General features: G+C 73.0%; 13 protein-coding genes. 3 read left to right on the top strand and 10 right to left on the bottom strand.

Annotated elements, in window-relative coordinates:
- Positions 1-160 precede the first annotated feature (160 nt).
- The 3 genes from AB0F13_RS00720 to AB0F13_RS00710 form a co-directional block, all read right to left on the bottom strand.
- A complete protein-coding gene (locus AB0F13_RS00720) occupies positions 161-1228 on the bottom strand; it encodes a DUF2690 domain-containing protein (RefSeq protein WP_362072894.1) in 1068 nt (355 codons plus the stop codon).
- 422 nt (positions 1229-1650) lie between these two features.
- The gene (locus AB0F13_RS00715; protein ID WP_362072891.1) at positions 1651-2619 is read right to left on the bottom strand and encodes a helix-turn-helix domain-containing protein; all 969 of its coding nucleotides are present in this window, start codon (positions 2617-2619) and stop codon (positions 1651-1653) included.
- Complete coding sequence (locus tag AB0F13_RS00710; protein WP_362072888.1) at positions 2616-3368, bottom strand: helix-turn-helix domain-containing protein; 753 nt, start codon at positions 3366-3368, stop codon at positions 2616-2618. Before AB0F13_RS00710 ends, AB0F13_RS00715 begins: the two co-directional genes overlap by 4 nt.
- Positions 3369-3692: 324 nt before the next feature.
- On the opposite strand from AB0F13_RS00710, the gene AB0F13_RS00705 reads away from it, so the two are divergent.
- Positions 3693-4076, top strand: coding sequence for a hypothetical protein (locus AB0F13_RS00705; protein WP_362072885.1), 384 nt, complete (start codon positions 3693-3695; stop codon positions 4074-4076).
- A 163-nt stretch (positions 4077-4239) separates the two neighbouring features.
- Here AB0F13_RS00705 and AB0F13_RS00700 read toward each other — a convergent pair whose 3' ends face one another.
- The 3 genes from AB0F13_RS00700 to AB0F13_RS00690 form a co-directional block, all read right to left on the bottom strand.
- Positions 4240-5457 carry an NADP-dependent isocitrate dehydrogenase gene (locus AB0F13_RS00700; protein ID WP_362072882.1) on the bottom strand — a complete coding sequence of 406 codons (1218 nt, stop codon included), beginning with the start codon at positions 5455-5457 and terminating at the stop codon, positions 4240-4242.
- Positions 5458-5682: 225 nt separating this feature from the next.
- Positions 5683-6312: a DUF3017 domain-containing protein gene (locus AB0F13_RS00695; protein ID WP_362072879.1), complete on the bottom strand. Its 630-nt coding sequence runs from the start codon at positions 6310-6312 to the stop codon at positions 5683-5685.
- A complete protein-coding gene (locus tag AB0F13_RS00690; RefSeq protein WP_362072876.1) occupies positions 6302-7171 on the bottom strand; it encodes a bifunctional methylenetetrahydrofolate dehydrogenase/methenyltetrahydrofolate cyclohydrolase in 870 nt (289 codons plus the stop codon). Before AB0F13_RS00690 ends, AB0F13_RS00695 begins: the two co-directional genes overlap by 11 nt.
- A 179-nt stretch (positions 7172-7350) precedes the next feature.
- Between AB0F13_RS00690 and AB0F13_RS00685 the strand changes: the two genes are divergently transcribed.
- Entirely contained in the window at positions 7351-7989 is a 639-nt protein-coding gene (locus tag AB0F13_RS00685; protein WP_362072873.1) for an RDD family protein, read from the top strand.
- A gap of 74 nt (positions 7990-8063) precedes the next feature.
- Here the strand turns inward: AB0F13_RS00685 and purH are convergent, their stop codons facing one another.
- Both purH and purN read right to left on the bottom strand, forming a co-directional pair.
- Entirely contained in the window at positions 8064-9647 is a 1584-nt protein-coding gene (gene purH, locus AB0F13_RS00680) for a bifunctional phosphoribosylaminoimidazolecarboxamide formyltransferase/IMP cyclohydrolase (RefSeq protein ID WP_362072870.1), read from the bottom strand.
- Complete coding sequence (gene purN, locus AB0F13_RS00675) at positions 9644-10270, bottom strand: phosphoribosylglycinamide formyltransferase (protein ID WP_362072867.1); 627 nt, start codon at positions 10268-10270, stop codon at positions 9644-9646. The genes purH and purN overlap by 4 nt, the downstream gene beginning before the upstream one ends.
- Positions 10271-10517: 247 nt before the next feature.
- On the opposite strand from purN, the gene AB0F13_RS00670 reads away from it, so the two are divergent.
- Positions 10518-11309 carry a hypothetical protein gene (locus tag AB0F13_RS00670; protein ID WP_362072864.1) on the top strand — a complete coding sequence of 264 codons (792 nt, stop codon included), beginning with the start codon at positions 10518-10520 and terminating at the stop codon, positions 11307-11309.
- 1007 nt (positions 11310-12316) lie between these two features.
- Here the strand turns inward: AB0F13_RS00670 and AB0F13_RS00665 are convergent.
- On the bottom strand, positions 12317-14257 hold the full coding sequence (locus tag AB0F13_RS00665) for a DUF6350 family protein (protein WP_362072861.1): 1941 nt from the start codon (positions 14255-14257) through the stop codon (positions 12317-12319).
- 254 nt (positions 14258-14511) lie between these two features.
- Positions 14512-15396, bottom strand: coding sequence for a succinate--CoA ligase subunit alpha (gene sucD, locus AB0F13_RS00660; RefSeq protein ID WP_362072858.1), 885 nt, complete (start codon positions 15394-15396; stop codon positions 14512-14514).
- Positions 15397-15414 lie beyond the last annotated feature (18 nt).

Genomic DNA, 15414 nt, shown 5'->3' with positions numbered 1-15414 from the left:
CGAACTGAGGTGGGTGTCCCTGCCCATTTATGAGGATCTCTCTTGGTGTCAAGAGATCCGGCGTCAGGCTATCCGACCGGGCACCCCGAGAACCCCCGACCCGGTGTGGGACGCCTCACCGTCGCCCCACCGGGCCCGCGCCGCCCCCGCCGACGCACCCTCAGCCGGTGGGCCCCGGCTCCGCCGGGGCCGACGCACGCGGCCGCGTGCACCCCTTGCGGCCGGACGTCAGCGTCGCGCACGCCGACGCCTGCCCCGGCTCCGTCACGGCGACCATCCGGGTGTGCCCGTCCGTCCCCCGCTCGACCCGGGCGCTCTCCGTACGGGCCCCCGCGCCCGCGCCGCTCATGCGCAGCGCGTCCCCGGGAACGGCCTGGGTGATGCGGGCCCAGGCGGCGCCGCACACCTTGCTGTAGCGGACCTCCAGATACGCGGTGCCGACCGTCACCGAGCCGGCCGTCGTGGCGTGCTTGCCACCGCAGCCCGTCTCCTCCGGATCCTTGCCCGCGCACGCGCTCCCGGTGCACTTCACCCCGGCGGGCGCCGCGGCCGCGCTGCTCACGCTCGGCGTGGCGACGGCCCCTGGTGCGATCCTGCCCTCCTCGCCGCCCGTGCCGAGCAGCAGCACGGCGGCGCCGGCGACGAAGAGGGCGCCCACGGCGCCGACGGCGAACAGCGCGGTGTTGCGGCGCGAACGGCGCGGGTCACCGTCGCCCTGGAAGGGGATGGCCTTGGAGCGCACGTCGGGTGAGTCCGGCGGCCGGGGCAGGCCGGTCCTCGGCAGGACCCCGTCGCTGCGCAGCACGGTACGGACCTTCCCGCCCGCCTCCCGTGCCGCGCCCGCCTTCACCTGCGCTTCCGGCCGCCCGGGCGGGTCCGGCGGCGGGCCGGACCCGCCCAGGGCGGCGCGCGCCTCGGCGACCCGGACGGCCTCCATCGTCACGTCGTGCCGCAGCTCCGAGCGGCTCCACGCCCGCTCGGCCAGCTCCCACATCGTGCCGAGGTGGCCGACGTCGGTGCCCGTCGCCTCCGCCAGCGCCTCGGCCGCGCCGCGCGGGGGCAGCAGCCGGCCGTTGAGATAGCGCTCCCAGGACGTCTTGCTGTAGCCGGTACGGTCGGCCACGGCGGCGATGCCCATCCCGCTGCGTTCGACGAGTCTGCGCAGCTGTTCGGCGAACTCACGCACCTGTGGGTCGAGTTCCTCCGGCAGCGCCCTCCAACGAGGCATGTCCTCCCCCTGTCCCCCGGTACGTACGGTCGTCGTCCCCGTCTCGCCGCGCTTCCCCTCCACAGCCTCGCTTCCGACTACCCAGGAGGATGCCCGGAACCAGCATGTCAGTTCCCAAGGGGGAGGCGCATGGTCGCACTTGGGGTTGATCAAGCCCGTGGGGCGCACGCCCCGGGTGCGGCCGGCCGACTTGATGTCGACCTTGATGTCGACTTGATGCGGAAAGGGGACCCCGTACCGGAACGGTCACGCGCGCGCCACAGGGGCTCACGGGTCCTTGATCCGGGAGAGGACGGCCATGATCATCGACCTGAGCGGCGGCCCGTCCTCCCACGGGGGTGGAGGACCGGCCGCCGGCTCGCTCCAGCCGCTTACTACCCATGTGCATGCTCCCTACGCGGGTGTCACGGACCGTTGATCCATCACGTCGCGCCCGGGGGCAGCACCAAGGACGAGGGCACCGCGAAGCACTCGCGCTCACCTCCGCCGGCGGGACGCAGGCAGACCCGGGCGCTGCGGACGTCCTTGGTCACCGTCATCGGGGTCGCCAGATAGCCCTCGATGTCCCGCGGGCTGCCGGCCGTCACCACCTTGGCGGCGGCACCCGGCACCAGCAGCTCGGCCTGGTCGCCGATGCGCGGGTTCGTGATCCGGCCCCACACGGCGGCGCAGTCCTTGCTGTACCGGAGCTGGACCCGCTGCCCCCCGGCCGCCCTACGACTGAAGATCGTCAACGGTTCCGGCAGGCCGCACCCCATGTCCAGGGCATGGGCACCGTCGCACTCGCTCCCCGCACAGCCGGGTACCTGCTTCTGCGGGTACGGCGAGGTGGCGGCGAGGTTGCCGGGCGTGCGCCCGCCGGAGGCACCACGGCCGCCCGGCAGGAGCAGCACCACGGCGAGGGCCACCGCGACCGCGACGGCGGCGGACATCACCAGCAGCCTGCCGGAACGGCCGAACACCTTCCGCAGCCCCGGCCCCCGCGCCTCCTCCGGCGGGCCGCCCCCGGCGGCCCCGTCCGTGTCCGCTTCCGCGTTCGCGTTCACGTTCACGTTCGCGGTCCGGGACCCGGTCGCGGGCGTGGACGGGGACGGGGACGGGGACGGGGATGTGGGCGGGGGCGCGGCCCCGGACCGTCCGCTCCAGGCCTGCTCCGCCAGCTCCCACAGCGCCACCAGCCGCCCGGCGGGCTCCCCCGCCAGCCTGCACAGCGCCTCGACCGCCTGCCTGGGTGGCAGCTTCTTACCGTTGAGGTAGCGCTCCCAGGACGACTTGCTGTACGGCGTGCGCTCGCCCAGCGCGGCCAGGCTCAGTCCCGTGCGGCCCTTCAGCTCCCGCAGTCCGGCGGCCAGCCGGGCGCACTCCCCCGGAAGGAGCCGTCCACCGCTCACCGGCGCAGCTCCCCCCAGGTGTCCGGGCCGACGACGCCGTCGACCACCAGGCCGCGGTCCTTCTGGAAGTCCTTGGCCGCCTTCTTCGACCGCTCGCCGTAGGAGCCGTCGGGAGTGCCCGGGTCGAAGCCGTGGTACTTGAGCAGGCACTGCGCCTCCAGGACCTCCCAGCCCGAGGACTTGAGGTCCATCAGCGTGGTGTGGGTCGCGCTGTACCCCGCGCGCAGCTCCCCCTCCCTGCGCTGGATGTCGCACGGGCGGGCGCGGCCCTGCATGAAGACGAACGGGCTCTGTGCGTTGCCGACACCGGCGTCATGGGACCCGTGGTCGTCGTCCTGCCAGGGCCGGGTGGTCAGCAGGGTGACGACCAGGGCCGCCGACAGGGCGACCACCGCCGCGGCGAGCACCAGGACCGTCCGCCGCGGCCTGTCCCGTACGGGGGCGTCCTCCTCCCGTTCCTCCTCCCCGGCAGGGCCGGGCGCGTCCGTCCATGCCTCCGCCGCGACCTCGTGGAGCACCAGCAGGCGGGTCGGGTCCGCGCCGCACACCCGTGCCAGCTCCTCGACCGCGTCGCGCGGCGGCAGCTGCTTGCCGTTGAAATACCGCTCCCAGGACGAGCGGCTGTAGGAGGTCTTGGCCGCCAGCGAGGCGAGGCTGAGCCCGCTGTGGTCCTTCAGTCTTCTGAGCTGCACGATCAGCTGCCGCACTCGCTGGTCCAGCGATGCGGGTAATTCCTTCCAACGCGGCATGTTCCACCCCATACGCGTCAAACATCCCCCGAGGCAACGAGCCTCCTGTGCCGCACATGATGGCGACGCGCGGGCACGGATTTGCGTCGATTCCGGCGGCGGCTGCGACTTCCGGCCACCCCCGCACTGCCGCACCGTCCCACCACGGCGTCGCAGGACCCCGTGTCCCCGCAGGTCACGGCGTGGGGCGTCCCACGATGACCCAACCTGCCGCGATCGCCTGGCAGTTGCGGATGTGGCGCATCAAAGTCAGTCCTGCAAGCCGGGCGGCGACGCGGTCCACCCCGCGTCGCCGCACCACCACCAGGGAAGGAACCCGAACTCATGAACGTACGCAAGAGCTTCGCCCTCGCGACGGCGACACTGGCTCTCGGCGGCGGGCTCGCCGTGGCGCCTGCGGCGAGCGCCGCCCCGGCGTCCACGGGTGCCGCGTCCCAGAGCTGCCGGCAGGACAGCATCACCGTCCCCTCGGACCGCGGCGCTGTCGCCTACATCGAGTGCCGGCGCAACAACCACGGCACATGGCAGTCCAGCACCCAGATCTGGGTGTACGACAAGAAGGCCGACGGCAAGTGCGTCTACGGCACAGTGAAGATCGGCAATTGGAGCAAGACGTACAAGGCCTGCCCCAAGGGGAACGACGTCCGGGGCGAGCGCTCCGGCTGGCACAACGGCTATGACGCCCAGGTGACCATGTCCATCCGCTGACGCCGACCACCGCGGCGCTCAAGGGGGGGCTGAGCGCCGCGGCCGCGGGCGGCCCGTCCTCTCACGGGGGAGAGGACGGGCTGCTGTCACACAGGTGCGGCCGTCACACGCGTGCGGCCGTCACACGTGCGGCCGTCACACGCGTCCGGCCGGAGCGGAACGCCTACGCGGCCATCTTCGCCCGCAGGTTCTCGTCGAGAGCCGTCAGGAACTGCTCGGTCGTGAGCCACGGCTGCTCGGGGCCGATCAGCAGGGCCAGGTCCTTGGTCATCTGGCCGCTCTCGACGGTCTCGACGCAGACCCGCTCCAGGGTCTGCGCGAACCTCGTGACCTCGGGGGTGCCGTCCAGCTCGCCGCGGTGGGCCAGGCCCCGGGTCCAGGCGAAGATGGAGGCGATCGGGTTGGTCGACGTCGCCTTGCCCTGCTGGTGCCGGCGGTAGTGGCGGGTGACCGTGCCGTGCGCGGCCTCCGCCTCGACGGTCCTGCCGTCGGGAGACATGAGGACCGAGGTCATCAGGCCCAGGGAGCCGAAGCCCTGCGCGACGGTGTCGGACTGGACGTCACCGTCGTAGTTCTTGCAGGCCCAGACATAACCGCCCGCCCACTTCAGCGCCGAGGCGACCATGTCGTCGATCAAGCGGTGCTCGTAGGTCAGGCCCTTGGCGTCGAAGCCGGCCTTGAACTCGGCGTCGAAGACCTCCTGGAAGATGTCCTTGAAGCGGCCGTCGTACTTCTTGAGGATCGTGTTCTTGGTGGACATGTAGACGGGGAGGTCACGGGCCAGGCCGTAACGGAACGAGGCGCGCGCGAAGTCGCGGATCGACTCGTCGAGGTTGTACATCGCCAGCGCGACGCCGGGGCCCGGGAATTCGTAGACCTCCAGCTCGACCGGCTCGGAGCCGTCCTTCGGGGTGAAGGTCATGGTGAGCGTGCCCTCGCCCGGCACCTTGAGGTCGGTCGCGCGGTACTGGTCGCCGAAGGCGTGACGGCCGACGACGATCGGCTCGGTCCAGCCCGGGACCAGGCGCGGCACGTTGTTCATGATGATCGGCTCGCGGAAGATCACGCCGCCGAGGATGTTGCGGATGGTGCCGTTCGGCGAGCGGTACATCGCCTTGAGGCCGAACTCCTCCACCCGCGCCTCGTCCGGCGTGATCGTGGCGCACTTGACGCCGACGCCGTGCTCCTTGATGGCGTTGGCCGCGTCGACCGTCACCTGGTCGCGGGTGGCGTCGCGGTGCTCGATGCCGAGGTCGAAGTACTTCAGCTCGACGTCGAGATACGGCAGGATCAGCTTGTTCTTGATGAAGGACCAGATGATTCGGGTCATCTCGTCGCCGTCGAGCTCGACGATGGGGTGGGCAACCTTGATCTTGGTCATGAGCCGGAACGTCCCTCTCGCACAGCTGGGGGTCCCCCCGCCGGAAGGCAGGGCCGCCTCCCCCGCCCCGGGGAGCCCGTGGAAGGGCGGCCCGGGAGGCGGGGAAGACGCATCTCGATTTCAAGCTACTCCACGGCCTCCGCACGGAGAGGCACCCCCGCGACGCACCTCGTCCCACTGCGCGGTTCGGTCCACGGCAGGGTTCGGTCTACTGCACGGTCCCGCCTACTGCACGGTGAAGTGCAGCAGGTCATCGAGGAAGGGGATCTTCAGCCACGGGTGCGGCTGGGCCATCAGGGCGAGCAGAACGATCGCGAGCCCCAGCCCGCCGTACGTGAACATGTCGGTGAACCGCGACCGCACGGCCAGCATGCCCACGTCCGGCAGCGCCCAGCGCAGCACCGCGCCGCCGATCATGGCCAGCCCGACCAGGATCGTCCCCACCCGGAACGCGTCGAACGCCACGATCAGCAGGCCCAGGCCGGTGGCCCCCAGCACCGCGAGCAGGGGCCACTGACGAGCGGGCGCCGGCGCGTCACCGGGCGCGGCGCGCCCGCCGCCCTCGGGGCGGGCGGTGTCCCGCGTGAGCCGCGGCGGGCGGCGCGAGGGCTTGCCGGACCCCGCCCCGGCCTCCGGCCCGGGCGGCGACGCGCCGTTTCCCGACGCACCGTTTTCCGACGCACTGCTCCCGGACGCACTGCTCCCGGACGCACCGTTTCCCGACGCGCCACTCCCGGACGCACCGCTCCCGGACTCACCGCTCCCGGACTCACCGTTCCCCGACGCACCGTTCCCCGACGCGCCGCTCCCCGATGCGGCGAAGCCGTCCAGCGGCGCGCCGGACTCAGCCCGCATCGCCGATTCCGGCAGCGCCCTCGGCGGCCTCCACGACGTTCACCAGCAGCTCCGCCCGCGTCATCGGGCCCACGCCGCCCGGGTTGGGGGCGATCCAGCCGGCGACCTCGGCGACGCCCGGGTGGACATCCCCGACGATCTTGCCGTTCTCGTCACGGCTGACGCCGACGTCCAGGACGGCCGCGCCCGGCTTCACGTCCTGCGGCTTGATCAGGTGGGCGACGCCCGCGGCCGCGACGATGATGTCGGCCTGGCGCAGCTGTGCGGAGAGATCACGGGTGCCGGTGTGGCAGAGGGTGACGGTGGCGTTCTCGGACTTGCGGGTCAGCAGCAGGCCGATGGAGCGGCCGACGGTGACGCCGCGGCCGACGACCACGACGTGCGCGCCGTTGATCTCCACGCCGTGCCGGCGCAGCAGCTCGACGATGCCGTTGGGCGTGCAGGGCAGCGGCGCCTTCTCGTTCAGCACGAGGCGGCCCAGGTTCGTCGGGTGCAGGCCGTCGGCGTCCTTGGCCGGGTCGATCAGCTCCAGGACGCGGTTGGTGTCGATTCCCTTGGGCAGCGGCAGTTGGACGATGTAGCCCGTGCAGGCAGGGTCGTCGTTCAGCTCGCGGACGACCGCCTCGATCTCCTCCTGCGTGGCGGTGTCGGGCAGCTCGCGCTGGATCGAGCCGATGCCGACCTGCGCGCAGTCACGGTGCTTTCCGGCCACGTACCACTTGCTGCCGGGGTCTTCGCCGACGAGGAGCGTGCCCAGGCCGGGCGTGACGCCCTTGGCCTTCAGTGCCTCCACGCGAGCGGTGAGTTCGGACTTGATGGCGGCCGCGGTGGCCTTGCCATCGAGAATCTGGGCGGTCATGTGTCCATCCTCGCGGATCGGGTGTTGTTGGTTCCACTCAGGTCGCGCCCGTCACCGGTCGCGCCCTGCCTGCTCGCGTACAACGGCGGTACGACCGTATGCCTACGATGACCGCCGCCACGGTGACAGCCGCGGCCGTCCCCGCATGTTTCGCGCCACCGCTCAAAGGACCGACGCACGTGACCTACCCGAACCCGCCCGGGCAGTACCCGCCTTACCCCCAGCAGCCGGGGTACGGCCACCCGCAGCAGCCCGGTCAGGCCTATCCGCAGTTCCCGCAGCAGCAGCCGTACGGCTACGGGCAGCAGGGCTACGGGCAGGATCCGTACGCCGCCGTGCAGCAGCGGCCGCCGCTGGCGGGCTGGGGCTCGCGCGTGGGCGCGAGCCTGGTCGACGGGCTCATCTGCGCGGTGCTCCCGCTGGCCCTGATGTCCGCGGGCCTGTTCATGATGTTGTTCGCGTACAGCGACTGCTCGTCGTACGAGGACAGCCGGGGGTACTGCGAGCAGTCGACGGGCACGATGTACGGCGGTGCGGCGCTGATGCTGATCGGCGTGCTCACCGCCCTCGTGCTCCAGCTCTGGACGCTCTACCGGCAGGGGAAGACCGGCCAGACCCCGGGCAAGAAGGCCCTGGGCATCAGTGTCCTGCGCGAGCGCGACGGCATGCCCACCGGCTTCGGCATGGCGTTCGTCCGTCAGCTGTGCCACTTCTTCGACGGCTTCCTCTACCTCGGCTACCTGTGGCCGCTGTGGGACGAGAAGAAGCAGACGTTCGCCGACAAGATGGTCGGCACGGTCGTCGTCCGGACGCGCTGAGTACGTCGCACACCAGGCCGCGCCCCGTCTACCGGGGCGCGGCCTTCGCGTGCGCACGGTCACACGGTCACACGTCAGTGGAAGAAGTGGCGCGTACCGGTGAAGTACATCGTCACGCCCGCCGCCTTCGCGGCCTCCACGACCTGCTCGTCACGGACCGAACCGCCCGGCTGGACCACGGCCTTGACGCCGGCGGCGGTCAGCACCTCCAGCCCGTCCGGGAAGGGGAAGAAGGCGTCGGAGGCGGCGTACGAGCCCCGGGCGCGCTCCTCGCCCGCGCGCTGGACGGCCAGCTTGGCGGAGTCGACGCGGTTGACCTGGCCCATGCCCACGCCGACGGTCGCGCGGTCCTTGGCCAGCAGGATCGCGTTGGACTTCACCGAGCGGCAGGCCCGCCACGCGAACGCCAGCTCGGCCAGCTCCGCCGCGGACAGCGCCTCGCCCGTGGCGAGCGTCCAGTTGGCCGGGTCGTCGCCCTCGGCCTGCATCCGGTCCTTGGCCTGGAGCAGCATGCCGCCCTCGATCGGACGGCCCTCCAGCGGCTGGTCCGGCGCGTCGGGGCAGCGCAGCACCCGGATGTTCTTCTTGCGGGCCAGCACCTCGACGGCGCCGTCCTCGTAGCCCGGGGCGACGATGACCTCGGTGAAGATCTCGGCGACCTGCTCGGCCATCGCCACCGACACCGGGCGGTTGACGGCGATCACGCCGCCGAAGGCGGACAGCGGGTCGCAGGCGTGCGCCTTGCGGTGCGCCTCCGCGACATCGCCGGCGACCGCGATGCCGCACGGGTTGGCGTGCTTGATGATCGCGACGCAGGGCTGGTCGCCGTGGTCGTGCGCGGCGCGGCGGGCGGCCTCGGTGTCGACGTAGTTGTTGTACGACATCTCCTTGCCGTGCAGCTGCTCGGCGTCCGCGAGGCCGCCGCTCCCGCTGACGTACAGGGCGGCGGGCTGGTGCGGGTTCTCGCCGTAGCGCAGCACGTTCTTGCGCTCGTAGGTGGCGCCGGAGAAGGCCGGGAAGCCCTTGCCCTCCTCGTCGGCGGCGTAGTCGGCCGCGAACCAGTTGGCCACCGCGACGTCGTACGCGGCGGTGTGCCGGAACGCTTCGGCGGCCAGTCGCTTGCGCGCGGCGAGGTCGAAGCCGCCGTCCGCGACGGCCTTGAGCACGTCGTCGTAGCGGCCGGGGTTGACGACCACGGCCACGGAGGGGTGGTTCTTGGCGGCGGCGCGGACCATGGAGGGGCCGCCGATGTCGATCTGCTCGACGCACTCGTCGGGCGAGGCCCCCGAGGCGACGGTCTCACGGAACGGGTAGAGGTTGACGATCACGAGCTCGAACGGGCGCACGCCCAGTTCGTCGAGCTGCTCGCGGTGGGCGGCCAGGCGCTGGTCGGCGAGGATGCCGGCGTGCACGCGCGGGTGCAGGGTCTTCACCCGGCCGTCCAGGCACTCGGGGAAGCCGGTCAGCTCCTCCACCTTGGTGACCGGGACGCCGGCGGCCGCGATGCGGGCGGCCGTGGAACCGGTGGAGACGAGCTCGACGCCGGCGTCGTCGAGCCCGCGGGCCAGCTCTTCCAGCCCGCTCTTGTCGTAGACGCTGATCAGCGCGCGGCGGATGGGCCGCTTCGAACCTTCGGAGGTCGTACCTTCGGCGGTCACGAGATCCGTACCTTTCGTCCCTCAATGCGATAGCCGTGCCGGGCCAGACGGCCCACGACTTCGACGAGCAGCTGTCGCTCGACTTCCTTGATCCGCTCATGGAGAGCGGCTTCGTCGTCCTCGTCCCCCACCTCGACCACGCCCTGGGCGATGACCGGGCCGGTGTCGACGCCGTTGTCGACGAAATGGACGGTGCACCCGGTGACCTTCACGCCGTACGCGAGCGCGTCGCGGACGCCGTGGGCGCCGGGAAAGCTGGGGAGCAGGGCGGGGTGCGTATTGACGATCCGCCCGCCGAACCGCGCGAGGAATTCCTTCCCCACGATCTTCATAAAGCCCGCCGAGACGACCAGGTCGGGCTCGTACTCCGCCGTCGCCTCCGCCAGCGCCAGGTCCCATGCCTCGCGGCCGGGGTGGTCCTTCACCCGGCACACGAACGTCGGCAGTCCCGCGCGCTCGGCGCGCTCCAGCCCGGCGATGCCGTCCCGGTCGGCGCCGACGGCCACGACGCGGGCGCCGTAACCGTCGGGGTCGGCGGCGATGGCGTCCAGCAGGGCCTGCAGGTTCGTACCGGAACCGGAGACGAGCACGACGATGCGGGCGGGGCGGGCAGGGGCGGCCACGGCGGGGCCCTTTCTCGCGGGTGGAGCGGTTTGTATGGTCGTACAAGACGAAGGGGTCGCCGGATACGGGGGACTCTACGAAGCCGCCGACCGCCAGCAACGATACCGGCACACCGAACCGCCCCCACGGGACGGGGGCGCGCACGGGAGGTAGCGTCGGGACCGGACCCGGCGAGGCGGGAATTCGGGACGCTCCGCCGTAGGCTCGATGTGCAGGACGACGACACAAGGGGAAGACACACTCCACATGCCGGACCGACGCCGCCACGCGGCTCACCGCCTTTCGCTGCCCGCCGCGGCCCCTGCGCTGCGCGAGCGCCGGTCGCCGTCGCCCTCCCCTGCCGAGGAGCAGCGGGACAACCCCTTCGCCGCACCGCCGAAGGGCCGGCCCGACCGGCCCTGGCAGCCACGGCAGCCCCAGCAGCCGCAGCGGCCTTCCGGGGACGGCGAGGGCGAGGGCGAGGGCGGCAACGACGGTCCGGACGAGCAGCCTCCGGTCTGGGGCAGCCAGTGGAGCAGCCGGCAGCCCGGCCGGCACAACGGCGGCTTCGGCGGCGGCCAGGGCGGTGGGCCCGGGGGCCCGAACCCCTCGGGCGGCCCCGGCGGCCCGAGCGGCGGCCTGCGCTGGGACCCCACGGACCCGGCCCAGCGCCGCGCCCGCTATGCGCTGCTCGCGGGCATGTGGGGGTTCTTCTTCGCCCTCTTCAGCATCCCGCAGGTGGCCCTGCTGCTGGGCGCCCTCTCCGTCTACTGGGGCATCAGCTCCCTGCGCGCGAAGGCCCGGCCCCGCCCCCAGGACCCGGACATCCCCGCCCCGCCCCTGCCGCCGGGCGGCTTCCGCCCCCAGACGACGGCAGCCGTCAGCGGCCTCGTCACCGGCGGCCTCGCCCTGGCCATCGTCGCCGCGACCTTCGCCTTCCACATCGTCTACCGCGAGTACTACACCTGCGTCGACGACGCCCTCACCCAGACCTCCCGCCAGGCCTGCGAGAACCACCTGCCCAAGCAGCTCCGGCCCTTGCTGAGCACGCAGGACTGAGGCCGGGGGGGCTCGCGGGCAGAGGCCGGGGGGGGCTCGCCGGGCAGAGGCCGGTGGAGCAGCGACGTATCCGGGGGCGCGACGCCAGCCGCGAGCGCGAGGCAGGGGCTCGCAGGCACGGGTTGGCGGAGCAGCGATGTATCCGGCTGTGCGACGCCAGCCGCGAGCGCAAGGCAAGAGCTCGCAGGCACGGGCCGGTGGAACAGCAACACATCCGGCCGAGCGACGCCGACCACGGGCGCGAGGCAAGGGGCTCGCAGGCACCGGGTTGGCGGAGCAGCGACACATCCGGGGGCGCAACGCCAGCCGCGAGCGCGAGGCAAGGGGCTCGCAGGCACCGGGCCGGTGGAACAGCAACACATCCGGGGGCGCGACGCCGACCGCGAGCGCGAGGCAAGGGCTCGCAGGCACGGCCCGGCGAAGCAGCAACACATCCGGCCGAGCGCCGACCGCGGGGGCGAGGCAAGGGCTCGCAGGCACCAGGTCGGTGAAGCAGCAACACATCCGCCTGCGCGACGCCAGCCGCGAGCGGCGCTCAGGCTTCGCAACGCGACTGCAGCACGGGCGCGCACGCCGACGCCGGCCCCGTCGGCACGGCACACCGCACGGCCGCCCGGACCGCCCCGCATACCACCGCAGGGGCAGCACCCGGCCCGTGCCGCACCGGCGGCGAGCGGTGCTCAGGGGGCGCGTCGCCGTGCGACGGCAGCGTACGGGCCTGGGCTCCACGCCCGTACGGACACCGCACACCACCGCAAGGGACCGCACCCCGCCACGGCACACCGGACCCGGGCGGTGCTCACGGATCCGCCGCCACGCGGCGACGCCGGGCCCAGGCAGGCCGTCCATACGGACACGCGCATACGGACACCGCACGCCGCCCGGACCCGCACACCACTCACTCACCGGTGTCGCACGCCGCCGGGCGGCGCAGGGGCCCGCCGTCACGCGGCAGCGCATGCGCATGCCCACCCACCTGCGCCGGCCCGCGATCCGGCGTGCCGCGCTCAGAGTTCGCCGTCGCGGGGCGGTGGCGTCAGGTCGTGGGGCTCGAAGTCGGGGACGAGGCCGCCGCCCGAGTCCTTGAGGGCGGCCCAGCGGAGTTGACGGGACGCAGCGTCGTGCCAGGGGTCCGTCGAGGCGTCGAACGGGGCGGGCGGCGCCGGGCCCCGGGACGGGGGCGGTGACTTGTGGCGGGGCTTGTCGCGGCGGGCCCTGCGGCGGCGCGGCCGCCACCGGCGGCGCCGCTCGCCGCCGCGTGACGCGCCCTCGGGGGCGTTCGGGGGCGGTGTCACCGCATCCGGGGGCGGTGCCGGGGCCGCGTGGGGCTGCGGCAGCACGGGCAGCATCTCCGGTTCGTACGTGACCCGCTCGGGCGCCAGCCCAGTCGTGCCGCGCACACCGAAGCCGAACCACGCGGCCACCGCACCCCACCAGGACCGCGACGCTCCGCCCTCATGCCGGCCCGGTTCCCCGACGACGGCGCCGGAAGCCACCGCGGCGGAGCCGGGAGCCGAGTCCCGCGGCCCCACCGCCAGCCCCAGCAGGTACCCCACCCGCCGCCACCCCTTCATCGCCTTGCCCTCGCTCTCGGTCCCGGCGTCACCATCGCCGTCGCCATTGGCCTCGGCATCGGCCTCGGCCTCGGCGGCATCGGCACCGGCACCGGCATCCGCATCCGCACCGGCATCCGCATCGGCCTGCGTACGCTCCAGGCGCAGCGCGGCCACTTCGCGCCGCCACCGCACCACGAGCGCCCCCGGCACTCCGAGTGCGGCCGTCCAGGCCGCGGCCGCCGCGCCGGTGGGCCAGCACGAGGGGCCGAAGCCGGCGAGCACGGCATTGCCGAGCGCACCCCCCGACGCGTAGGCCAGCACCGTCATCACCGCACCGCAGAGCATCGAGCCGAGCAGGGCGGTCGCGGCGGCTTCCCGGCGCCCCACCCGTGCCGTGCGTCTGGGCACGGCGGCGCAGGCGACCGCGAACCCGGCCCCCGCCGTCAGCGCGGCGGCGCCCACCAGCGCGAGCAGGCTCGTCCGGCCCGGCGCCGGCAGCGCGGCGAGCAGCGGGAAGGGCGGCAGGGCGGGGCGGCCGGTGGCCAGGCCCAGCGGCGCGACGAGGCTGCCCGCGCCCACGGTGAAGCCGGGCCCGAGCCCGTACGCCGCCGCCCACACCACCGCGTTGGGCAGCAGGGCCGCGCTCAGCAGCCCCACCCCGACGCGCCCCGACCAGCGCGAGGCCAGTTGCGCGAACGCCTCCTGGGCCTCGCCCGCGTGCAGGGCCAGCGAGGCCGCCACCAGCAGCACGCCGCCGGCGAAAAGCACCGCCGTGGCCGCCGCCCCGGTCCGTACGACCACGGCGAGGTGGGCGCTCGTGAACCATCTGCGCAGGAATCCGGGCACGAGCCGCCGCACCAGCGGAGGCGCCGGCCGGCCGGGCCGGCCGGCAGCCGTCCACACCCCGGTGGCGATGAGGGCGGCCGCGACCACCGGCAGATGCAGCAGCGCGCTCAGCGGAGCCACCCGCACCGGACCGCCCGAGGCATACAGCACCGCGGCCAGGGCCACCAGCAGGTAGCCGCCGAGCATGACGGTGAACGCCGTGCGGGGCGAGGGCCCGGGCGCGTCCGGCGGCGCGCCCTCGGGGGGTTCCAGCGCATGCCGGGCCGCGCGGTAGAGCAGGGTGCAGGGCACGAGCGACAGCAGCAGCGGCGTCAGCCCGATGGGCGCGGATGCGCCCGAGAGCGTCTCGGTGCGCACGAGCGCCGCGCCGTGCGCCAGCAGCCACAGGTCAGCGGCGATGTGCAGAGCGCCCGTGGGGCCGCTGTCGGGGTAGGGGGAGGTGATCCACAGCGCCAGTACGACCATGGAGAAGGCGCCGAGCCCCAGCCCGGCGGCCAGCATCCCGCCGAAGAACACCGAGCTCGTCGCGGACGACGGCCGGGTCACGACGGACCGATGGCGCGGCGGCGACGACGGAGCATGATCGGCGTATTGGCTCACGGGGCCATGCTGCCAATAACACGGCTTTTCGGCGGGTAGCTGGCAAATGACCGTCGTGTCGCTTGTATGGCAGGGAATACGTCTATGAACCGCTTTGTGACGCATACGGGCGTGGGCCCGTCCCCCAGGAGGGGGACGGGCCCACGCCCTGGAAGCACGCCCGCGGCGGCGGCCGGGCTTCCGTTGTTGCTGTGGCGGCGTCAGCCGGCCAGCGCGGCGCGCGCGAGGCGAGCCGTCTCGGACGGGGTCTTGCCGACCTTCACGCCCGCGGCCTCCAGGGCCTCCTTCTTCGCCTGCGCGGTGCCGGACGAACCGGACACGATCGCACCGGCGTGGCCCATCGTCTTGCCCTCGGGCGCGGTGAAACCGGCCACGTAGCCGACGACCGGCTTGGTGACATTGGCCTTGATGAAGTCCGCGGCCCGCTCCTCGGCGTCGCCACCGATCTCGCCGATCATGACGATCAGGTCGGTGTCGGGGTCCGCCTCGAACGCGGCGAGCGCGTCGATGTGGGTGGTGCCGATGACGGGGTCGCCACCGATGCCCACGGCCGAGGAGAAGCCGATGTCACGGAGCTCGTACATCATCTGGTAGGTCAGCGTGCCGGACTTGGACACGAGACCGATGCGGCCGGGCTTGGTGATGTCGCCCGGGATGATGCCGGCGTTGGACTGGCCCGGGGTGATGAGACCGGGGCAGTTCGGGCCGATGATCCGGGTCTTGTTGCCCTTCGAGCCCGCGTACGCCCAGAAGGCGGCGGAGTCGTGGACGGCGATGCCCTCGGTGATCACGACGGCCAGCGGGATCTCGGCGTCGATCGCCTCGACCACGGCGGCCTTGGCGAACGCCGGCGGCACGAAGAGAACGGACACGTCGGCGCCCGTCTTCTCCATCGCTTCCTTGACGGAGCCGAAGACCGGGACCTCGGTGCCGTCGAAGTCGACGGACGTGCCGGCCTTGCGGGGGTTCACGCCACCGACGATGTTGGTGCCGTCGGCCAGCATGAGCTTGGTGTGCTTCATGCCCGTGGCGCCGGTCATCCCCTGGACGATGACCTTGCTGTCCTTGGTGAGGAAGATAGCCATGGTTGTGGAGTCCTCGTC

Source organism: Streptomyces sp. NPDC026206 (assembly GCF_040638465.1).
Lineage (GTDB): Bacteria > Actinomycetota > Actinomycetes > Streptomycetales > Streptomycetaceae > Streptomyces.
The sequence above is the reverse complement of the archived record's forward strand: the minus strand, read 5'-3'. Positions and strand labels throughout refer to the sequence as shown.